The organism is Pantoea sp. YR525, from assembly GCF_900116775.1.
In the GTDB taxonomy this organism is placed as follows: Bacteria; Pseudomonadota; Gammaproteobacteria; order Enterobacterales; family Enterobacteriaceae; genus Pantoea; species Pantoea symbiotica.
This window is the reverse complement of sequence record NZ_FPBU01000004.1, coordinates 169322-187697: the sequence shown is the minus strand read 5'-3', so window position 1 is coordinate 187697 and position 18376 is coordinate 169322. Positions and strand designations below refer to the sequence as shown.

16 protein-coding genes are annotated in these 18376 nt (G+C 55.8%); 11 read left to right on the top strand and 5 right to left on the bottom strand.

Going from position 1 to position 18376, the window contains the following annotated elements; all coding sequences use genetic code 11:
* Positions 1 to 19: 19 nt before the first annotated feature.
* Positions 20 to 2299, bottom strand: coding sequence for an NADP-dependent oxaloacetate-decarboxylating malate dehydrogenase (maeB, locus tag BM323_RS09720; protein WP_091003713.1), 2280 nt, complete (start codon positions 2297 to 2299; stop codon positions 20 to 22).
* Positions 2300 to 2640: 341 nt separating this feature from the next.
* Between maeB and tal the strand changes: the two genes are divergently transcribed.
* From tal to ampH, 3 genes are all read left to right on the top strand, one after another.
* Entirely contained in the window at positions 2641 to 3591 is a 951-nt protein-coding gene (gene tal / locus BM323_RS09715; protein WP_008107843.1) for a transaldolase, read from the top strand.
* Positions 3592 to 3660: 69 nt separating this feature from the next.
* Positions 3661 to 5670, top strand: a complete 2010-nt coding sequence (gene tkt / locus BM323_RS09710; protein WP_008107845.1) for a transketolase — start codon at positions 3661 to 3663, stop codon at positions 5668 to 5670.
* A 146-nt stretch (positions 5671 to 5816) separates the two neighbouring features.
* Positions 5817 to 6986, top strand: a complete 1170-nt coding sequence (ampH, locus tag BM323_RS09705) for a D-alanyl-D-alanine-carboxypeptidase/endopeptidase AmpH (RefSeq protein WP_008107847.1) — start codon at positions 5817 to 5819, stop codon at positions 6984 to 6986.
* 40 nt (positions 6987 to 7026) lie between these two features.
* Here ampH and BM323_RS09700 read toward each other — a convergent pair whose 3' ends face one another.
* Complete coding sequence (locus BM323_RS09700; protein WP_008107849.1) at positions 7027 to 8100, bottom strand: DUF1176 domain-containing protein; 1074 nt, start codon at positions 8098 to 8100, stop codon at positions 7027 to 7029.
* A gap of 489 nt (positions 8101 to 8589) precedes the next feature.
* Here BM323_RS09700 and BM323_RS09695 point away from each other — a divergent pair, with 489 nt between their 5' ends.
* Genes BM323_RS09695 through BM323_RS09660 form a run of 8 tightly spaced genes read left to right on the top strand, consistent with a single transcriptional unit; the run spans position 8590 to position 16516 of the window.
* Entirely contained in the window at positions 8590 to 9420 is an 831-nt protein-coding gene (locus BM323_RS09695; protein ID WP_008107851.1) for a DeoR/GlpR family DNA-binding transcription regulator, read from the top strand.
* 12 nt (positions 9421 to 9432) lie between these two features.
* A complete protein-coding gene (locus tag BM323_RS09690) occupies positions 9433 to 10416 on the top strand; it encodes a substrate-binding domain-containing protein (protein WP_008107852.1) in 984 nt (327 codons plus the stop codon).
* 2 nt (positions 10417 to 10418) lie between these two features.
* Positions 10419 to 11924: a sugar ABC transporter ATP-binding protein gene (locus BM323_RS09685; RefSeq protein WP_036649324.1), complete on the top strand. Its 1506-nt coding sequence runs from the start codon at positions 10419 to 10421 to the stop codon at positions 11922 to 11924.
* Positions 11917 to 12906 carry an ABC transporter permease gene (locus BM323_RS09680; protein WP_008107854.1) on the top strand — a complete coding sequence of 330 codons (990 nt, stop codon included), beginning with the start codon at positions 11917 to 11919 and terminating at the stop codon, positions 12904 to 12906. The genes BM323_RS09685 and BM323_RS09680 overlap by 8 nt, the downstream gene beginning before the upstream one ends.
* Before the next feature lie 16 nt (positions 12907 to 12922).
* Positions 12923 to 13972, top strand: a complete 1050-nt coding sequence (locus tag BM323_RS09675; protein ID WP_008107855.1) for an ABC transporter permease — start codon at positions 12923 to 12925, stop codon at positions 13970 to 13972.
* Positions 13972 to 14664: a D-allulose 6-phosphate 3-epimerase gene (alsE, locus tag BM323_RS09670; RefSeq protein ID WP_008107856.1), complete on the top strand. Its 693-nt coding sequence runs from the start codon at positions 13972 to 13974 to the stop codon at positions 14662 to 14664. The genes BM323_RS09675 and alsE overlap by 1 nt, the downstream gene beginning before the upstream one ends.
* Positions 14661 to 15554, top strand: coding sequence for an allose kinase (gene alsK / locus BM323_RS09665; RefSeq protein WP_008107857.1), 894 nt, complete (start codon positions 14661 to 14663; stop codon positions 15552 to 15554). Before alsE ends, alsK begins: the two co-directional genes overlap by 4 nt.
* Positions 15554 to 16516 (top strand): ribokinase, encoded by a 963-nt coding sequence (locus tag BM323_RS09660; RefSeq protein ID WP_008107858.1) that lies wholly within the window; start codon positions 15554 to 15556, stop codon positions 16514 to 16516. The genes alsK and BM323_RS09660 overlap by 1 nt, the downstream gene beginning before the upstream one ends.
* Before the next feature lie 83 nt (positions 16517 to 16599).
* Here BM323_RS09660 and nudK read toward each other — a convergent pair whose 3' ends face one another.
* From nudK to napB, 3 genes are all read right to left on the bottom strand, one after another.
* Positions 16600 to 17178 carry a GDP-mannose pyrophosphatase NudK gene (gene nudK, locus BM323_RS09655; RefSeq protein WP_008107859.1) on the bottom strand — a complete coding sequence of 193 codons (579 nt, stop codon included), beginning with the start codon at positions 17176 to 17178 and terminating at the stop codon, positions 16600 to 16602.
* Positions 17179 to 17345: 167 nt separating this feature from the next.
* On the bottom strand, positions 17346 to 17930 hold the full coding sequence (gene napC / locus BM323_RS09650) for a cytochrome c-type protein NapC (protein ID WP_008107860.1): 585 nt from the start codon (positions 17928 to 17930) through the stop codon (positions 17346 to 17348).
* A 7-nt stretch (positions 17931 to 17937) separates the two neighbouring features.
* Positions 17938 to 18369, bottom strand: a complete 432-nt coding sequence (napB, locus tag BM323_RS09645; RefSeq protein WP_007890846.1) for a nitrate reductase cytochrome c-type subunit — start codon at positions 18367 to 18369, stop codon at positions 17938 to 17940.
* Between the last annotated feature and the right edge of the window lie 7 nt (positions 18370 to 18376).

Here is an 18376-nt window from a genome sequence, read left to right as displayed (position 1 = left end):
GGCGACCTTTTTGAGGGTTCTATAACGGTTCTGTCTGCGCCTCCACCACCGCTAACGCCACCATATTCACAATGCGTCGCACCGATGCGATGCGTGTCAGCACATGCACCGGTTTGCTGATCCCCATCAGCACCGGTCCCACCGTGACACCTTCGGAGCAGGAGACGCGCAGCAGGTTATAGCTGATTCGCGCCGCTTCGACATTCGGCATAATCAGCAAATTCGCGGTGCCTTTCAGCGGGCTATCTGGCATCAGTTCGCGGCGAATGCTCTCGACCAGCGCCGCGTCACCGTGCATCTCGCCGTCAATCTCCAGATCCGGGGCGCGTTGCTGAATCAGCGCCAGCACTTCGCGCATTTTGCGCGCGCCCGGCGCATTCGAGGTGCCAAAGCTGGAGTGTGACAGTAGCGCCACGCGTGGTTCAATGCCGAAGCGTCGCACCGTTTCTGCCGCCAGCAGCGTGATATCCGCCAGCTGTTCCGCGCTGGGATCTTCATTAACGTAGGTGTCGGCAATAAAGGTGTTGCCGCTCGGCAACAACAGCGCATTCATCGCGCCCGCTACCTTCACGTCCTCACGCAGCCCAAACACTTTCTCCACCACGTCGTAATGTTCCTGATAATCGCCGATGGTGCCGCAGATCAGCGCGTCAGCCTCGCCGCGATGCACCATGATTGCGCCAATCAACGTAGGATTGCCGATCACCGCGCGCTGGGCGGTTTCCGGCGTCACGCCGCGCCGTTTCATAATCTGGTAATACTCGTTCCAGTACTCTTTGAAACGCGGATCGGACTCGTTATTAACGATCTCAAAGTCTTTGCCTGCCTCGATCTTTAAACCCTGCTTTTGCAGACGCATAGCGATGACGTTCGGGCGGCCAATCAGAATCGGCTTCGCCAGGCCCAGCGTCACCAACTCTTGTGTGGCGTGCAGCACGCGCACCTCTTCGCCTTCGGCCAGCACCACGCGTTTGGGATCTTTGCGCGCCTGCGAGAAGATCGGTTTCATAAACAGATTGGTTTTGTAGACGAACTCGGTGAGCTGCTCGCGATAGGCATCAAAATCTTCAATTGGTCGCGTAGCGACGCCCGATTCCATCGCCGCTTTGGCTACCGCTGGCGCGATCTGCACAATCAAGCGCGGATCGAAAGGTTTGGGAATCAGGTATTCCGGGCCGAAACTCAGATCCTGATCGTCATATGCCGATGCCACCACATCGCTCTGCTCCGCCTGCGCCAGCGCCGCAATCGCGTGTACCGCCGCCAGCTTCATCTCTTCATTGATCGCCGTGGCACCTACATCCAGCGCACCACGAAAGATAAACGGGAAACACAGCACGTTGTTCACCTGATTGGGGAAATCAGAGCGGCCGGTACAGATAATCGCATCGGGCCGCACCTGTTTTGCCAGCGGCGGCATGATTTCCGGTTCGGGATTGGCCAGCGCCAGAATCAGCGGATCCTGCGCCATCTTCTGCACCATCTCCGGCGTTAATGCTTTGGGGCCGGAACAGCCGAGGAAGATATCCGCGCCGCCAATCACCTCATCCAGCGTGCGTGCGCCGCTGTCGTCTACTGCGTAAGCTGCTTTGGTCGGCGTCATATTCGGCTCGCGATCGCGATAGATCACGCCCTTAGAATCACATACCACAATGTTGTGCTGCTGCATGCCGAGCGCCACCAGCAGATTCAGGCAGGCAATCGCCGAAGCACCCGCACCGGAGACCACTAGCCGCACATCGCTGATGGCTTTTTTGACGATGGTTAAGCCGTTGAGCACCGCCGCAGTACAGATGATCGCCGTGCCGTGCTGATCGTCGTGGAACACCGGAATCTGCATGCGCTCACGCAGCTTTTGTTCAATATAGAAGCACTCGGGCGCTTTGATATCTTCCAGGTTGATACCGCCAAAAGTGGGTTCCAGCGCGGCAATCACCTCAATCAACTTGTCGGGATCGCGCTCATCGATTTCGATATCAAACACGTCAATGCCAGCGAACTTTTTAAACAGCACCCCCTTGCCTTCCATTACCGGCTTACTCGCCAGCGCGCCAATATTGCCCAACCCCAGCACCGCCGTGCCGTTAGAGATTACCGCCACCAGATTACCGCGCGCGGTGTATTTGCGCGCCGCCAGCGGATCGGCAGCAATTTCCAGACAAGGTGCGGCGACGCCGGGCGAATAGGCCAGCGCCAAATCGCGCTGTGTGGCGAGAGGTTTGGTGGGTGAAACCTGAATTTTTCCGGGCGTGGGGAATTGGTGAAAATCGAGAGCGCTTTGCTTGAGTTGATCGTCCATTAGGCATCCTTTGGCGCAGCTAAGTGAGCGTTCAGTATAGGAATGTGCGGCACAAAAGAGGGTGAAGGCGCTCAAAGAACGCACAGTCTGAAAGGCACAGATTGCCACCGCTTCGCCTGCGGGATCGGCACAGCCTGCTATTCTTATTGATGGCAAAAAGCGTAGCTGAACCGTTTAGGCTAGACCTCCTTTCACTATCGCACCTCTTAAGCGCCACGACGTCACAATCAGAGAAAACGCATTTTCTTCGTGCAACGTCTGTAGCACTGTGTTGGACCAATACTTAACAGGAATGGGTGCAACACCTTTGCCCACATTATTGCTAATCAAGGAGTTAAGTGATGAACCAGCTAGATGCATTAAAACAGTACACCACCGTGGTGGCGGACAGCGGCGATATCGAATCCATTCGCCATTACCACCCGGAAGATGCTACCACCAACCCATCATTGATTCTGAAAGCCGCCGGTCTCGACGCATACAAACATCTGATTGATGACGCCATCGACTACGCAAAAAAACAGGGCGGCAGCAAAGAGACGCAAATCATTAACGCCAGCGACAAAGTGGCGATCAACCTCGGTATGGAAATTCTGAAAAGCGTACCGGGCCGTGTTTCGACCGAAGTGGATGCGCGCCTCTCCTTCGATCGTGGCATGTGCGTTACCAAAGCCGAGAAGCTGGTACGTCTGTACGAAGAGTACGGCATCGACCGCTCACGCATTCTGATCAAACTGGCATCCACCTGGGAAGGCATCAAAGCCGCCGAGGAGCTGGAGAAAAACGGTATTCAGTGCAACCTGACGCTGCTGTTCTCCTTCGCTCAGGCGCGTGCCTGTGCTGAAGCCGGTGTGTTCCTGATCTCGCCGTTTGTTGGTCGTATTTATGACTGGTACAACTCACGCAAACCGATCGACCCGTATGTGGTTGATGAAGATCCGGGCGTGAAATCTGTGCGTCGTATCTACGATTACTACAAGAAGCACCGTTATAGCACCGTCATCATGGGTGCCAGCTTCCGTAAAGTGGAACAGATTCAGGCGCTGGCCGGCTGCGACCGACTGACAATTTCCCCTAACCTGCTGGAAGAGCTGGCCAACAGTGATGCGCCACTGGAGCGTAAGCTGGAGCCATCAACCGAAGGCTTCCATCAGCCTGCTTCACTGTCTGAAGCGGAATTCCGCTGGGAACACAATCAGGATCCGATGGCGGTAGAAAAACTGTCAGACGGCATCCGTCAGTTCGCCATCGACCAGCAAAAGCTGGAAGACGTGCTCTCTTCTCGTCTGTAATCCGCACTCACTCTTATGGCGGATGGGCATTGGCTCATCCGCTATCGCCAAATCACAAGGGAGAACCTTATGTCTTCACGCAGAGAGTTGGCTAACGCGATTCGTGCACTCAGCATGGATGCGGTACAAAAAGCAAATTCCGGACATCCCGGCATGCCGATGGGCATGGCAGATATCGCCGAAGTTTTATGGCGCGATTTCCTCCACCATAATCCCAATAATCCGGCATGGATTGATCGCGACCGCTTTATTCTTTCCAACGGTCACGGTTCGATGCTGCAATACAGTTTGCTGCATCTCACCGGTTACGATTTGCCGATGGAAGAGCTGAAAAACTTCCGCCAGTTGCATTCCAAAACGCCAGGTCACCCGGAACTCGGTTACACGCCAGGCATCGAAACCACCACCGGTCCGCTCGGCCAGGGTTTAGCCAATGCCGTAGGCATGGCGATTGCCGAGCGCACGCTGGCGGCGCAGTTTAACCAACCCGATCACGATATCGTTGACCATTACACCTACGTGTTTATGGGCGATGGCTGTTTGATGGAAGGCATCTCGCACGAAGTGAGCTCGCTGGCCGGTACGCTCGGTCTTGGCAAGCTGATTGGTTTCTACGACCACAACGGTATCTCGATTGATGGTGAAACCGAAGGCTGGTTTACCGATGATACCCATAAACGCTTCGAAGCCTATAACTGGCATGTAATCGGCAGCGCAGAAGGTATTGATGGCCACGATCCAGAAGCCATTGCGGCGGCGATCAAGGAAGCGCAAAGCGTTACCGATAAGCCTTCGTTGATCATCTGCCGCACGGTGATTGGTTTCGGTTCGCCGAATAAAGCCGGTAAAGAAGAGTCGCACGGCGCAGCGCTGGGCGAAGAGGAAGTGGCGCTGACGCGACAGAAACTCGGCTGGAAGTACCCGGCATTTGAGATTCCCAAAGAGATTTATCAGCAATGGGATGCTAAAGAAGCCGGCAGTCAGCGTGAAAAATCCTGGGATGAGAAATTTGCCGCCTACAAAGCTGCCCATCCGCAGCTGGCTGAGGAATTCAGCCGCCGCGTGAGTGGCGAAATGCCGGTAAATTGGGAAACGGAAACCCAGAAATTTATTGAGCAGTTGCAGGCTAATCCGCAAAAAATCGCCAGCCGTAAAGCCTCACAAAATACGCTGGAAGTGTATGGCAAGCTGCTGCCGGAATTCCTCGGCGGTTCGGCGGATTTAGCACCAAGCAACCTCACTATTTGGTCGGGTTCGAAATCGATCAAAGATGATCTCGCCGGTAACTATATTCACTACGGTGTGCGTGAATTTGGTATGACGGCGATTGGCAACGGCATCGCCACGCACGGCGGCTTCGTGCCTTACACCGCCACCTTCCTGATGTTCGTCGAGTATGCGCGTAACGCGGTGCGCATGGCGGCACTGATGAAGGCGCGTCAGGTGCTGGTGTATACGCATGACTCCATCGGCCTTGGCGAAGATGGTCCTACGCACCAGCCGGTTGAGCAAATCGCTGGCTTGCGCGTTACGCCAAACCTCAGCTTGTGGCGTCCATGCGATCAGGTAGAAACCGCTGTAGCCTGGAAAGCTGCCGTTGAGCGCCATCACGGGCCAACCGCGCTGATTCTTTCGCGTCAGAATCTGTTGCAGCCGGATCGCAGCAAAGAGCAGGTGGCGAATATCGCGCGCGGTGGTTACGTGCTGAAAGATAGCGCGGGCACACCGGAAGCGATCATTATCGCCACCGGTTCAGAGGTTGAAATCGCGCTCGGCGCGGCGGAAAAACTCACCGCCAACGGCCACAAAATTCGCGTAGTGTCGCTGCCGAGTACCGACGTGTTTGATAAGCAGGATGCCGCTTATCGCGAATCGGTGCTGCCTTCCGGCGTGAAAGCGCGCGTGGCGGTCGAAGCCGGTATTGCAGATTACTGGTACAAGTATGTCGGGCTGGACGGCGCGATTGTCGGTATGACCACCTTTGGTGAGTCTGCTCCGGCCGGCAAACTGTTCCCGGAATTCGGTTTCACCGTCGAGAACATCGTTAGCCATACCGAAGCATTACTCAAGCCGCACTAATCGATCTGGCCCTGCGTCTTTTTGGCGTAAGGGCCATTTTTTGATCACAGCCTGATACAGAAAAAAATCCGCCCTGCCCCCTTCACGCCTCGCTCAAACTGATTACTATAAGCTTTCCTCCGATTCCTATAGCGGACGCTTTCCCGTTGAAAAAACGTACTCCTTTTTTACTGGCCTTAATGGTTTCAGTGCTTCCATTAAAAAGCATGGCGCAGTCATCGCCCGATCCACTGTTGGCATCGCAAATTGTTGATCGTTACGCCGAGCACATTTTCTATGGCAGCGGCGCAACCGGCATGGCGCTGGTGGCAATTGATGGCAATCAGCGGGTTTTCGCCAGCTTTGGTGATACGCGCCCCGGCAACAACGTGCGTCCGCAGCCTGATTCGGTGATTCGTATTGCCTCGCTCAGCAAGCTGATGACCAGCGAAGTGATGGTGAAGATGGCCGAGCGCGGTCAACTGCGTCTTGACGATCCGCTAAGCAAATACGCGCCGCCCGGCGCGCGCGTGCCGAGCTATAACGGCCAGCCGATTCGCCTGATTAACCTCTCCACGCATACCAGCGGCCTGCCGCGCGAGCAGCCCGGCGGTAAACCGCATCGTCCGGTGTTTGTCTGGCCGACCAAGTCCGATCGCTGGCAATGGCTGAGCGGCGCCGCATTAAAAGCCGCGCCGGGCACCAATGCCGCCTATTCCAATCTTGGTTTTGATTTGCTGAGCGATGCTCTCGCCAAAGCGGCGGGCATGCCGTATCCGGCGCTGTTTCAGCAGTTGATAACGCGTCCGTTGGGCATGAAAGACACCACTTTCACGCCGTCACCGGATCAGTGTCAGCGTCTGATGATTGCGGAGAAAGGCGCCAGTCCGTGCAACAACACGCTGGCGGCTATCGGCAGCGGCGGCGTTTACTCAACGCCAGACGATATGGGCCGCTGGATGCAGCAGTTCCTCAACTCGGCGGTGAATCACCGCACGCCGCAAATTGATCGCCTGCAAACGCTGATCTACCGCCGCGACCAGCTAACCAAAGTGGAAGGCATGGATGTGCCGGGCCGCGCCGATGCGCTGGGCATGGGTTGGGTCTATATGGGGCCGAAGGAAGGTCGTCCGGGGATTATTCAGAAAACCGGCGGCGGCGGCGGTTTCATTACCTATATGGCGATGGTGCCGCAGCACAACGTTGGTGTGTTTGTGGTGGTGACGCGCTCGCCGTTAACGCGTTTCACTCCGATGAGCGATGGCGTGAATAATATGCTGACCGAGCTGGTGGGCAATCAGTCGGGTTCACCGATGACGGTGCAAGCGATTCGTTAATCATATGGGGGAAGGTCGCCATTAATGGCGACCCTACTGATTAACGCGACTGCACCGGATTTTGCGATTCAGTGACCCAGAGTGTTGGCCAGTCTTCACTGCTGTGCCACGCATCGCAGGTCTTCTCTTCCGCATACTCTGCCAGTACAAATTCGTTGCCGTCATACTGCCAGCGCGTCGCCACGCCGCAATCACCCAATCCCCGTCCTTTACTGAAGGTGTAGAGCAATCCATGGCTGGCATCGAATTCGGCGTTCACCAACTCCAGCTGATTATCGCTGCGTGATGCTGGGGTAAACGGCAGCGTTAAGCTCAAACCACGCGACACGTAAGGCGCATCACGCGTCACTTCAAATGCCAGATCGATAACGTTATAAGCACCGGTTTCACAGCTGATCAGCAGCAGCGCTTTGCTGTCGGTCAGCGGTGAAACGCTCACTTCACGTCGCAACGGATCGAGCGAGCAGTTATCGGTATTTACCCGCCAAGTACCAAAATCAATTAAGCCGCTGGTCTCTTCCTGCGTCAGCGGCGGCGGCGGCGGTAACGGCGCGGGTAACGCCGGCAACGCGGGTTGCGGCGGCACATCCCACTGCACGCGGTCGCCACGCTTCACCCAAGCGCTGGCACCGTTAACGCGCCCCTGCACATCATCCATCAACAGTAACGCTGCCTTCATGCCGCTGAGCGGAATGGTGGCGTTGGCTTTGTAGGTCAATTGCAGATTTTGCGCATCCAGTGTCTGCGCCAGGAACTCGTCGATGGCGATAGCATTGCTGGTCGCCAGATGGTGCGGCTCCACCGTCCAGTGTTTGAGATCCGGCGTCAAACGGCGTTGATCGAGCAGCAAATTATCCTTTAGCGGGCCGCCCGGCAGCTCACCGCTGTAGCCGCTGCCGTAATCAATGCGCAACAAGGGGCGATCGTTGACGCCAGCATGACGTGAGATCGTCATCACTAAGCCGTTGTCACCGGGAAAACTGCGTGCCACGCAAAAAGCCGCATTGTTACAGGTCAGTTGCCAGTCAGAAAATGACTTTTGCAGTGGCTGAGCCTGTACGCACGCGACAAAAAGAAAGGGCAATAAAAGCAGTAACTTCATCCAATACGACATCAAAAAAATCGGTCCCCAAATTCCTGGAAAGAAAATAATAGCGCAACGGGAACGCTGTCAGCAGGCATAAACTGTGAGCCGGCCCTAAAAGCGGGGTCAACCGCTGAAAAAGCCATCACCTTGTGGCAATCGGGTATTGGATAACGCAATGGCTCATCATCCTTTTTGACCGATTCCTGCTCAATCGGATTCGTCGCACTCTTGTTGACGCATCACAAAACGGTCAAATACACACAAACGGTCATAAACAGTCATGCTAGGTTAAATCCATGTTGCGGCTATGCAACGCGCGTAGAACGCGGATTTCGCGACATTAGGCGCATTTATGTGAAGTGCATCACTTAATTTTGATAACCAGACATCTCATTTACATTAAAGACAGATCCAGATCACTCTAATCAGCTAAGGCGTTTTGGGGACTGTGGACTCGTGCGCAGCCCACACTTTCTAAATGCGCATTCCAGTAATTTATAACCATCGGAGGTTAGTATGTTGCCGATTGAAAGACAGCAGCGAATTATTGACGAATTAAATGTAAATGGTCGGGTCATTGTCGCTGAATTAGTCACGTTATGTCAGGTTTCACAAGAAACCATTCGGCGTGATTTAACTCAGCTGGAGAAACGTGGTCTGTTACAACGCAGTCACGGTGGTGCGGTACCAGCAAAACGACAGGCCGCTAACATTCAGGGGAATACAAGAGTCGTTAACGAGTATGAATTATCTTTCCGCCAGAGAATAAATGAACACGTTGATGCCAAGATGGCTATTGCCAAACGCGCACTCGATTTCATTAGCCCCGGCGATTGTATATTACTCGATAGCAGCACCACTTGCTGGTATTTAGCGCGACAGCTGCCAGATATTGAATTAACGGTATTAACCAACTCCATCAGGATTGTGCAAACCCTTGCGGCACGCGGCAGCATCCGCACTATCTGTCTGGGGGGAGAATATTCTGACCGTTATGAAGATTTCCACGGCGTAGTCGCCGAGCAACCGCTCAGGGAATTTCAGATTAATAAGATCTTTTTTTCCTGTAGCAGTTTAGGCAATGACGGTTATTTACGCGAAGGTAACGAAAACAACGCACATTTAAAACAGCAAATGTTATTAGCAGCGGAAAGAAAACATCTGCTGCTGGACGGAAGTAAATTCCTGCGGCCCTCATTCGCGCGTATTTGTCATTATCGCGATGTGGACTTTCTCATTACTGACCAATTAAAAGACAAAGAGCTGGAACAAGAATTAGCGTGGAACGGCGTCAATATTATTGATTGCTCCCAGCGCAGCCATTCTATGCAGCTAATAAAAAATTAAATCGGAGTCTTTATGAAAAAACATCTTATCGCCTGTTCTCTACTCGCCCTGTTTGCCGCCTCCGGTGCGCACGCTGCTGACAAATTACGCATGGGCATCGTGGTGAAAATTGGCGGTATTCCGTGGTTCAGCGCCATGGAAGCGGGCATCAAGAGTGAAGCGGCCAAACGCGGCATTGACGCGTGGATGGTGGGCCCAACGGCGGCCGATCCCGCTTTGCAGGTGCGTGCTATCGAAGATTTGATTGCCCAGAAGGTCGACATCATTGGCGTGGTGCCGAATGACCCGAAAGTGCTGGAGCCGGTGCTGAAACGCGCCCGTGATGCCGGCATTGAAGTCATTACCCACGAATCGCCGGATCAGAAAGGCGCTAACTGGGACTTCGAACTGGTGGATGCGCCGACGCACGGCATCAACCATATGAAAGCGCTGGCGAAGTGCATGCATGAAGAGGGCAAATACGCCATGTACGTCGGCAGCCTGACCGTGCCATTGCATCAGCAGTGGACCGATGCGGCGCTGAATTATCAGAAAGAACACTATCCGAAGATGCAGATGGTCACCGACAAGTTTGGCGTCGGCGAATCGCTGGATGACTCGATCCGTACTACCAACGAGCTGATGTCCAAGTACCCGGATTTGAAAGGGATTATGGCCTTTGGTTCACAAGGTCCGATTGGCGCCGGTCGTGCGGTGATGAACCGTAACAAGATGGATCAGGTGTGCGTAATTGGAGCCTTCAGTCCTGGCCAGGGCGCATCGCTGGTGCAGCGCGGCGCGATCAAAGGCGGCTACATCTGGAATCCGCAGACCGCAGGCGAAGTTTTCGTACGTATCGCCGACATGATGCAGAAGAAAGAGCCAATCACCGACGGAATGACCATCGAGGGTTTGGGCAAAGTGAAAGTTGACGAGGCGACCCACACCATCCTCGGCAACAACACCGAAAGCCTGGACAAAGAGAACCTGCCAAAACTGGTGAAAATGGGGCTGTAATGATGAAAGAGGTGATCCCACAGACGCTGATTGCGCTCGACAACCTGTCGAAAACATTTGGTGGCAACCGCGCACTGAGCGATATCTCGCTGACCTTACTGGCTGGCGAAGTGCACTGTCTCGCTGGCACCAACGGCTGTGGCAAGAGCACCTTAATCAAAGTCATTTCCGGGGTGCATGCCCCGGATAGCGGCAGCCGCATCACGCTTGGCGAAGGCCCAAGCTTCCCGCGTCTGACCACACGTCAGGCGCGTGACTTCGGCATCCAGGTGATCTATCAGGATCTGTCGCTGTTCCCTAATCTCAGCGTGGCGGAAAACATCGCCTTCGAGCACAACCTGAGTAGCCTGCTCGGCTGGCACCGCAAAGCCAAACTGCGTGAATCGGCGCAGCGCATCATTGATGAACTGAAATTTGACCTCGACCTCGATGAGAAAGTGGCAGCGCTGTCGATTGCCGCCCGCCAGCAGGTAGCGATTTGCCGTGCGCTGGTCGCCGATGCGCGGCTGGTGATCATGGATGAACCAACGGCGTCGCTGACGCGCACCGAGGTAAATCAGCTGCTGCGCACCGTGCGTTACCTGAAAGACAAAAACATCTGCGTGGTGTTTGTCAGCCATCGCCTGGATGAAGTGCTGGAGATTTCGGATCGCGTGACGGTGATTCGCGACGGCCGCAAAATGGGCTGCTGGCCCGCCAAAGAGATGACGCCGCACCATCTGACCGAACTGATGACCGGCCTGAAACTCGACTACCAGTTAAAAACGCCGACGCGCAATGACGACCGCCTGATCCTCGAAGTCGAAAAACTGACGCGCGCCGGACAATATCACGACGTTAATTTCAAACTCTATCAGGGCGAAGTGCTGGGCCTGTGCGGCCTGCTGGGCTCTGGCCGCACCGAACTGGCGCTGTCGCTGTTTGGCATGACCAAACCGGACAGCGGCAAGATCTGGCTCGACAGCAAACCGGTGCGCTTCCGTGGACACGAAGACGCGATCAAAGCGGGCATTGGATATGTCTCTGAAGATCGCTTAACGCTGGGTTTGGTGCAGCAGCAATCGGTGGCCGACAACATGGTGCTGCCGATCCTCGACAAACTGCAAAACCGTTTCCACCTGATTGACGAATACCGCAAGAACAAGCTGATCCTGCAGTGGATTCAGCAGCTTGGCGTGCGCGTCGCCGATCCCAATCTGGCGATCTCTACGCTTTCCGGCGGCAACCAGCAGAAAATCGTGCTGGCGAAATGGGTGCTGACCCAGCCGCGCATCCTGATCCTCGATTCGCCAACGGTTGGCGTGGATGTCGGCGCTAAAGCCAGCATCTATCAGCTGATTCATCTGCTGGCGAAGGAAGGTTTGTCGATCATCCTGATTTCCGACGAAGTGCCCGAGGTTTGGTACAACTGCGACCGCATCCTGCACTTCCGTGATGGCACCGTTCATGCCGAATACCAACCCGATACCGTTGAGCAACAGCAGCTGGCGGAGGTGATCAATGCCTGATTTTTCTCGTTTACGTCCGAGCTCCAGCCAGGGCTGGCTTGCCTGGGTTTTGCTGGCGTTCATTGTGTTTTTCTCTGCCGCCAGCGACCAGTTCCTGACGGTGCAAAACCTGCTGGATCTGGCCGAAAGCTACGCCGTGACCGGCATCTTCGCCCTCGGCCTGTTTGTGGTGCTGGTGACAGGCGGCATCGATATCTCCTTTGCTGCGGTGGCGTCGGTGGTGCAATACCTGATCGCCTCGCTGTTTGTGCAGTTCCAGTTTGATAACGCCCTGCTCAGTATTCTGCTGGCGGTGGTGTGCGGCACGCTGTTTGGCGTAATCAACGCCCTGCTGATTACCTCGCTGCGCGTGGTGTCGATCATCATCACCATCAGCATGCAGTCGCTGCTGTTCGGTCTGCTGATGTGGGTGACCGGTGGCAAAAGCCTCTATTCGCTGCCGGACTGGTGGATCACGCTGCGCAGCGTGCTGCCATTCAGCTGGCAAGGCAACAGCTTCCAGATTGGATTGCCGCTGGTGACCATGCTGGTGATTGCCGGACTCACCGCGCTGCTGCTGAACAAAACCAATCTTGGCCGCCAGCTGTATGCGGTGGGTGGCGATGCGGAATCAGCGCGCCGCATTGGTATTCGTGTGGGTCTGATTCACATCTTCGCTTACGGCTGGCTGGGTGCGATGGCGGCGATTGGCGGCTTAGTGCAGGTCTATCGCATGGGTGAAGTGGTGCCGAATGCGCTGGTCGGCGGCGAGCTGGATGTGCTGGCAGCCACGGTGCTGGGCGGTGCCAGCCTGATGGGCGGCAAAGGCACGGTGAGCGGCACCTTAATGGGCGTGTTCCTCATCGCCATCCTGAAGAACGGCCTCAACCTGATTGGCGTCTCCAACTACTTCATGAACATCGTGGTGGGCGGCGTGATCATGGTGGCCATCGCCGTGACTCACTACAAAAAACGTAAAGAAACTGATGTCAGTTTCGTCTAACGGAAGGCGCATTCACATGAAATCACTCTCTGCTCTGCGTCCGGACGGCACCAATATCGGCCTGATGCTGCTCATTGCGCTGGCGCTGGCGATCTTCACCGTCATGTTGCCGGGCCGCTTTCTCACTGATTCGACCTTTATGAGCATGGCGTTCCAGCTGCCCGAACTCGGTCTGCTGACGCTGGCGATGTTTATCGCCATTCTCAGCGGCGGACTGAATCTGGCGATCATCGCCACCGCCAATCTGACCGCGCTGTTTATCGCCTGGACGCTGATGCGCGCCCTGCCCGCCGATGCGGGAACCGGCATGCAACTGTTGTGGCTGTTCATCGCCATCATCGGCGCGATGCTGATTGCGGCGCTGATTGGCGTGATAACCGGCGTGATGGTGACGCGCATCGGTGCGCACCCAATTCTGGTGACGCTGGCGACCATGATGACGCTCAACGGTATCGGCATCTGGCTGACCAAAGGTGCGGCGGTCAGCGGCATGCCGTCGGTGGTGCAGGCGCTCGGTTCTAACACGTTGCTTGGCGTTCCGCTGCCGCTGTGGGTGTTCCTGATTGCTGCCGCGCTGCTGGCGCTGTTCCTCGGCAAAACCCGCGCCGGTAAATGCATCTACATGGGCGGCAGCAACATCAACGCCACCTGGTTTAGCGGCATCAATACCCATCGCATGGTGATTCTGGTGTACGTCATCTCCAGCCTGCTGTGCGTGTTGGCCGGATTGATCATGATGGCGCGCTTCAACTCGGCGCGTATGGGTTACGGCGATGCGTATCTGCTGCTGACGGTGCTGGCGATCATCCTTGGCGGTACCGATCCCAACGGCGGCTTTGGTCGCGTGACTGGCGTGGTGCTGGCGCTGATCGCGCTGCAAGTGCTCTCCACCGGCTTCAACCTGATGAATATCAGCCAGCACGTCAGCCTGGCGATGTGGGGCGCGGTGCTGATTGTGGTGCTGGCCTTCAAACAATTTAAAACCCGCTTTAACGAACATCGTGCCGTCAAACTCAGCAAGCTGGCTGCGGCGCTTAACCCTTTGACCGAAAAAAAGGAAGTATGATGCGTATTCAAGTCTCCCCGTCGTTGATGTGTATGAATCTGATGGAGATCAAGCACCAGCTCGCCGTGCTGGACTCCCGCGCCGACTTCCTGCATATCGATATCATGGATGGTCACTACGTGAAAAATATCACGCTGTCGCCGTTCTTTATTGAGCAGATTCGCCCGTTTACCAAAGTGGCGCTGGATGTGCATTTGATGGTCGAGCAGCCCACCGATTTCATTGAAGTGATTGCCAAAGCGGGTGCGGATTACATCTGCCCGCACGCCGAAACCATCAACCGCGATGCGTTCCGCGTGATCAATATGATCCGCAGCTTCGGCAAGAAAGTTGGCGTGGTGCTCAACCCCGCGACGCCGGTCTCCTTTATCCATCACTACATTCATCTGGTGGATAAGATCACCGTGATGACGGTGGATCCGGGCTACGCCGGGCAACCGTTTATTCCGGAAATGGTGCAGAAGGTACAGGAGCTGAAAGCGCTGAAGCAGGCCAACGGTTATAAATACCTGATTGAGATCGACGGTTCCTGCAACACCCGCACATACAACACGCTGGTTGGCGCGGGCGCAGAAGTGCTGATTGTTGGCACCTCCGGTTTATTCAATATTCACGACGATCTGGAAACCGCCTGGAATATGATGCGCGAAAGCATCGATGAGGCTCAGGGATTGGCGCAGGTATCCGCATGAAAAAATGCTGGCTCGGTATCGACATTGGCGGCACCGGCACACGTCTGCAGCTGATGGAAGCAGGCCGCGTTTGGTCGAGCTTCCGTAAAGTGCCGACGGCCAGCTGGGCGCAGCAACCTGATGCGCTTAGCGCGTTGGGCGAGTTAATCCGTGAAACGCTGGAGCAGCAGCCGGTGAGCGGCGTGATGCTCGGATTACCCGGCATTCTCAGCCGCGACCGCCAGCAGGTGATTTCGCTGCCGTTTATCCAGGCGCTGGATCAACAACCGGTTGCCGCGCTGCTCACCGAACGTCTTGGCGTGCCGGTAGCGATGGATAAAGATGTTAACCATCTGATGCTGTGGGATTTGCTGCAGCTGGAGCAGCTGCCGGACAGCGCGGTGGGTTTGTATCCTGGCACCGGCATGGGCAACAGTTTGTGGATCAACGGCCAGTTTTATCATGGTCAGCACGGTGGCGCAGGTGAGCTTGGTCATGTGCCCGTTGCCGGCAACGATCTGCCCTGCCCGTGTGGCAATCGTGGCTGTGCGGAAACCGTCACTTCCGGCCACTGGCTGAGCCGCTGGGCGAGCGCCAACGTGCCGGAAACCAATATGTCGGTGCTGTTTACCCAGCATCGCGAGCATCCGGAGCTACAGGCTTTTGTGCAGCGCCTGGCGCAGTTGATTGCCACCGAGATGAACATTCTCGATCCGGAATACCTGATTCTCGGCGGCGGCGTGCTGGCGATGGCGGACTTCCCGCTGGCGCCGTTACGCAGCCAGATCCAGCAGCATCTTCGTCCACCCGCCACGCGCGACGGTTTGAAGATCGTGTTTAGCCAATCCACCGATCACACCGGTTGTCGCGGTGCCTGTTTAGCCGCCGAACGTCTGTTCAGGAGTGCATGATGAAAGGAAAAGTGTGTGTGTTTGGCTCGTTCAACCTCGACGTGGTCGCGGTGATGAACCGTTTTCCGATGCCGGGCGAATCGCTCACCGCCCATACCAGCATGATGGGACCGGGCGGCAAAGGCGCCAACCAAGCCACGGCTGCGCTGCGTGCCGGAGCGCGCGTGCACTATATCGGAAAGATTGGTAATGATGACTTCGGCATGTTTGCGCGTCGTCATCTGGAAAAGACCGGTTTCGATGCCATTACCTTGTTCACCTGCAAGGAGAAACCGACCGGCAATGCGCTGATTTACGTTGCCGGTGACGATGCCGAGAACATGATTTCGGTCTATCCCGGCGCGAACACCACGGTAACTGCCGCCGAAGTGACGCGCTGCCAACCCACCGTTGCAGCCGCCGATATTTTGCTGGTGCAGCTGGAGAATAATCTCAGCGCCATTCAGCGCATGATCGACAACGCGCGCGCTGGCGGCACCTTTGTGATTATGAATCCCGCGCCGTGGCAGAAAGTCACTGATGCGCTGCTGGCGAAAGTGGACTTGTTGACGCCGAACAGCACCGAAGCGATGCAGCTGACCGGCGTGAAGGTCACCGACTTCGCCAGCGCGCAGCAAGCGGCAGAAAAACTGCACCGCAAAGGCGCGCGTCAGGTGATTATTACCTTGGGGGTTTCCGGCGCGTTGCTTTCAGTAGCCGAACAGCCGCCGCTGCGTATTCCGCTGTTCCCGGCTCAGCCACTGGATACCACCGGCGCGGGTGATGCATTTAACGGCGCACTGGCGGCGCGGCTGGCTTCGGGCGATGAATTGCCACAGGCGGCGCTGTTTGCTTCGGCTTATGCTTCGCTGTGCGTGGAGCGATCCGGTGCGGCACATTCGATGCCCTCTTACGCCGAAGCGCTGGCGCGTTTGCAGGCGTATCCCGAGTGCGTGCCGGAAGCGTTGGGTGAGTTGGTATAATCCTGTGCGGTAATGGACAAGGTCGGCATGAATGCCGCCCCTACGGGTGTTGTAGGGTCGCCATTTATGGCGACCTGGCCAAATTACGGCTTCAACCACCCGGCGATCTGGGCATGCTGCAACAACATAATGGCTTTACCGTCACGAATACGGCCATCTTTTACCATCGCCAGCGCTTCCGGGAAACTCAGCTCCAGTACGGTAATCTCTTCATCCTCAACACCACCGCCATTGTTGGCGCGCTGCGCATCGCTGTATTGCGCGGCGAAGAAGTGGATCAATTCGGTGACGCCGCCCGGCGACATATAGACTTCGTAGAGTTTCTCCACCTTGCCCACCTGATAGCCGGTCTCTTCAATTGCTTCTTTGCGAATGCACTCTTCCGGCGTGTCGTCATCCAGTAGCCCCGCGCAGGTCTCAATCAGCTCGCCGCTTTCGTTGCCATTCACATAAGTGGCAATGCGGAACTGACGCACCAGCAGAACGCTATTTTTTTCAGTGTTATACAGCAGGATGGTGGCGCCGTTACCGCGATCGTAAACTTCGCGCTTGTGACGCACGACTTCGCCATTGTTGCGGGTGAGTTCGTAGGTGAAGTTGCGCAGCACAAACCAGTTTTCTGACAGCAACTTGTCTTTGATGATGTTGATCTTTAACGACATAACCGCTCCACTGCTAAATTGAGGGAGCCTGAGATAATAGGCCGAAGCGGCGGGGAAAACTATCTGAATTGTGAGGATGGAGGAGGTATAAAAAGGAGGTCGCCATAAATGGCGACCCTACGGGGGAAACACGCTCGAACGTAGGGTTGCCATTTATGGCAACCGGTTCAAAAGCCGTTTGGCTGGTCTTTCATATCCGGCAGATGGTGCGCGATGCCTTTGTGGCAATCGATACAGGTTTTCCCTTCCTCAATCGCTTTGCTATGCATCTTCGCGGCCACGGTTTTCTGCGCGGTGAAATCCATATAATCGAAGTTGTGGCAGTTACGACACTCCTGCGAATTGTTGTTTTTCATCCTGCGCCACTCGTTTTGCGCCAGCTCAATGCGGTGATCCTCAAACTTTTGCGGCGTATCAATGATGCCGAAAATCTTGGCATACACCTCTTTGCTCGCCTGGATCTTACGCAGCATTTTCGGGCCCCACTCGTGCGGCACGTGACAATCCGGACAGGTGGCGCGCACGCCGCTGCGGTTATTGTAGTGCACCGTCTGCATATATTCCTGATAGACGTTATTGCGCATTTCATGGCAGCCGATACAGAACTGCTCGCGGTTGGTCATCTCCATCGCGGTGTTGAATCCGCCCCAGAAAATAATCCCGCCAGCAAAGCCCAGAATCAGCAAGGTGCCGAGCGCCAGACGACTTGGACGTCGCCACCAGCGCCAGATGCGCAGAAGTTTCTCTTTCATCATTTCCTCACTTACCGAAGCCGTCAGCCGGTTTGAAGGTGTTTTCCACCACCGGTTTGGCATCGGTTTGCGGTACGTGACACTGCAGGCAGAAGTAGCGGCGCGGCGACACGGTGCTGCTCACCAGACCATCGCGATCGGTGAAGTGCGTTGGGCTGACGCGCGGCGCGCCGGTGGTGAGATAGCTCTGCGTGCCGTGACACTGCAGGCAACGGTTAACGTTTTTCGTCACCTGATAGCCATCCACGCTGTGCGGGATCACCGGCGGCTGATTCACGTAGTTCAACGGCTTGCGGCTCTGCTCTTTAGGCTGATGAATAGTGCCCTGCTGCGTGGCCGTCACTTCCGGTGACTGGTTGAGATCGACGCCGTTATTGGCGTAAACCGTGCCGCCCAGCATCAGGGCGGCCAAAGTAACGAGTGTGATTAAGGGTTTCATTGCATCC

Bases quoted from the DNA above. Each gene is read 5' to 3' on its own strand.
- BM323_RS09660 (WP_008107858.1), top strand. From the start codon at position 15,554: ATGAAAGGAAAAGTGTGTGTGTTTGGCTCGTTCAACCTCGACGTGGTC.
- tkt (WP_008107845.1), top strand. From the start codon at position 3,661: ATGTCTTCACGCAGAGAGTTGGCTAACGCGATTCGTGCACTCAGCATG.
- BM323_RS09695 (WP_008107851.1), top strand. From the start codon at position 8,590: ATGTTGCCGATTGAAAGACAGCAGCGAATTATTGACGAATTAAATGTA.
- BM323_RS09685 (WP_036649324.1), top strand. From the start codon at position 10,419: ATGAAAGAGGTGATCCCACAGACGCTGATTGCGCTCGACAACCTGTCG.
- napB (WP_007890846.1), bottom strand. From the start codon at position 18,369: ATGAAACCCTTAATCACACTCGTTACTTTGGCCGCCCTGATGCTGGGC.
- alsK (WP_008107857.1), top strand. From the start codon at position 14,661: ATGAAAAAATGCTGGCTCGGTATCGACATTGGCGGCACCGGCACACGT.
- BM323_RS09675 (WP_008107855.1), top strand. From the start codon at position 12,923: ATGAAATCACTCTCTGCTCTGCGTCCGGACGGCACCAATATCGGCCTG.
- tal (WP_008107843.1), top strand. From the start codon at position 2,641: ATGAACCAGCTAGATGCATTAAAACAGTACACCACCGTGGTGGCGGAC.
- nudK (WP_008107859.1), bottom strand. From the start codon at position 17,178: ATGTCGTTAAAGATCAACATCATCAAAGACAAGTTGCTGTCAGAAAAC.
- BM323_RS09690 (WP_008107852.1), top strand. From the start codon at position 9,433: ATGAAAAAACATCTTATCGCCTGTTCTCTACTCGCCCTGTTTGCCGCC.
- alsE (WP_008107856.1), top strand. From the start codon at position 13,972: ATGCGTATTCAAGTCTCCCCGTCGTTGATGTGTATGAATCTGATGGAG.
- BM323_RS09680 (WP_008107854.1), top strand. From the start codon at position 11,917: ATGCCTGATTTTTCTCGTTTACGTCCGAGCTCCAGCCAGGGCTGGCTT.
- BM323_RS09700 (WP_008107849.1), bottom strand. From the start codon at position 8,100: ATGTCGTATTGGATGAAGTTACTGCTTTTATTGCCCTTTCTTTTTGTC.
- maeB (WP_091003713.1), bottom strand. From the start codon at position 2,299: ATGGACGATCAACTCAAGCAAAGCGCTCTCGATTTTCACCAATTCCCC.
- napC (WP_008107860.1), bottom strand. From the start codon at position 17,930: ATGAAAGAGAAACTTCTGCGCATCTGGCGCTGGTGGCGACGTCCAAGT.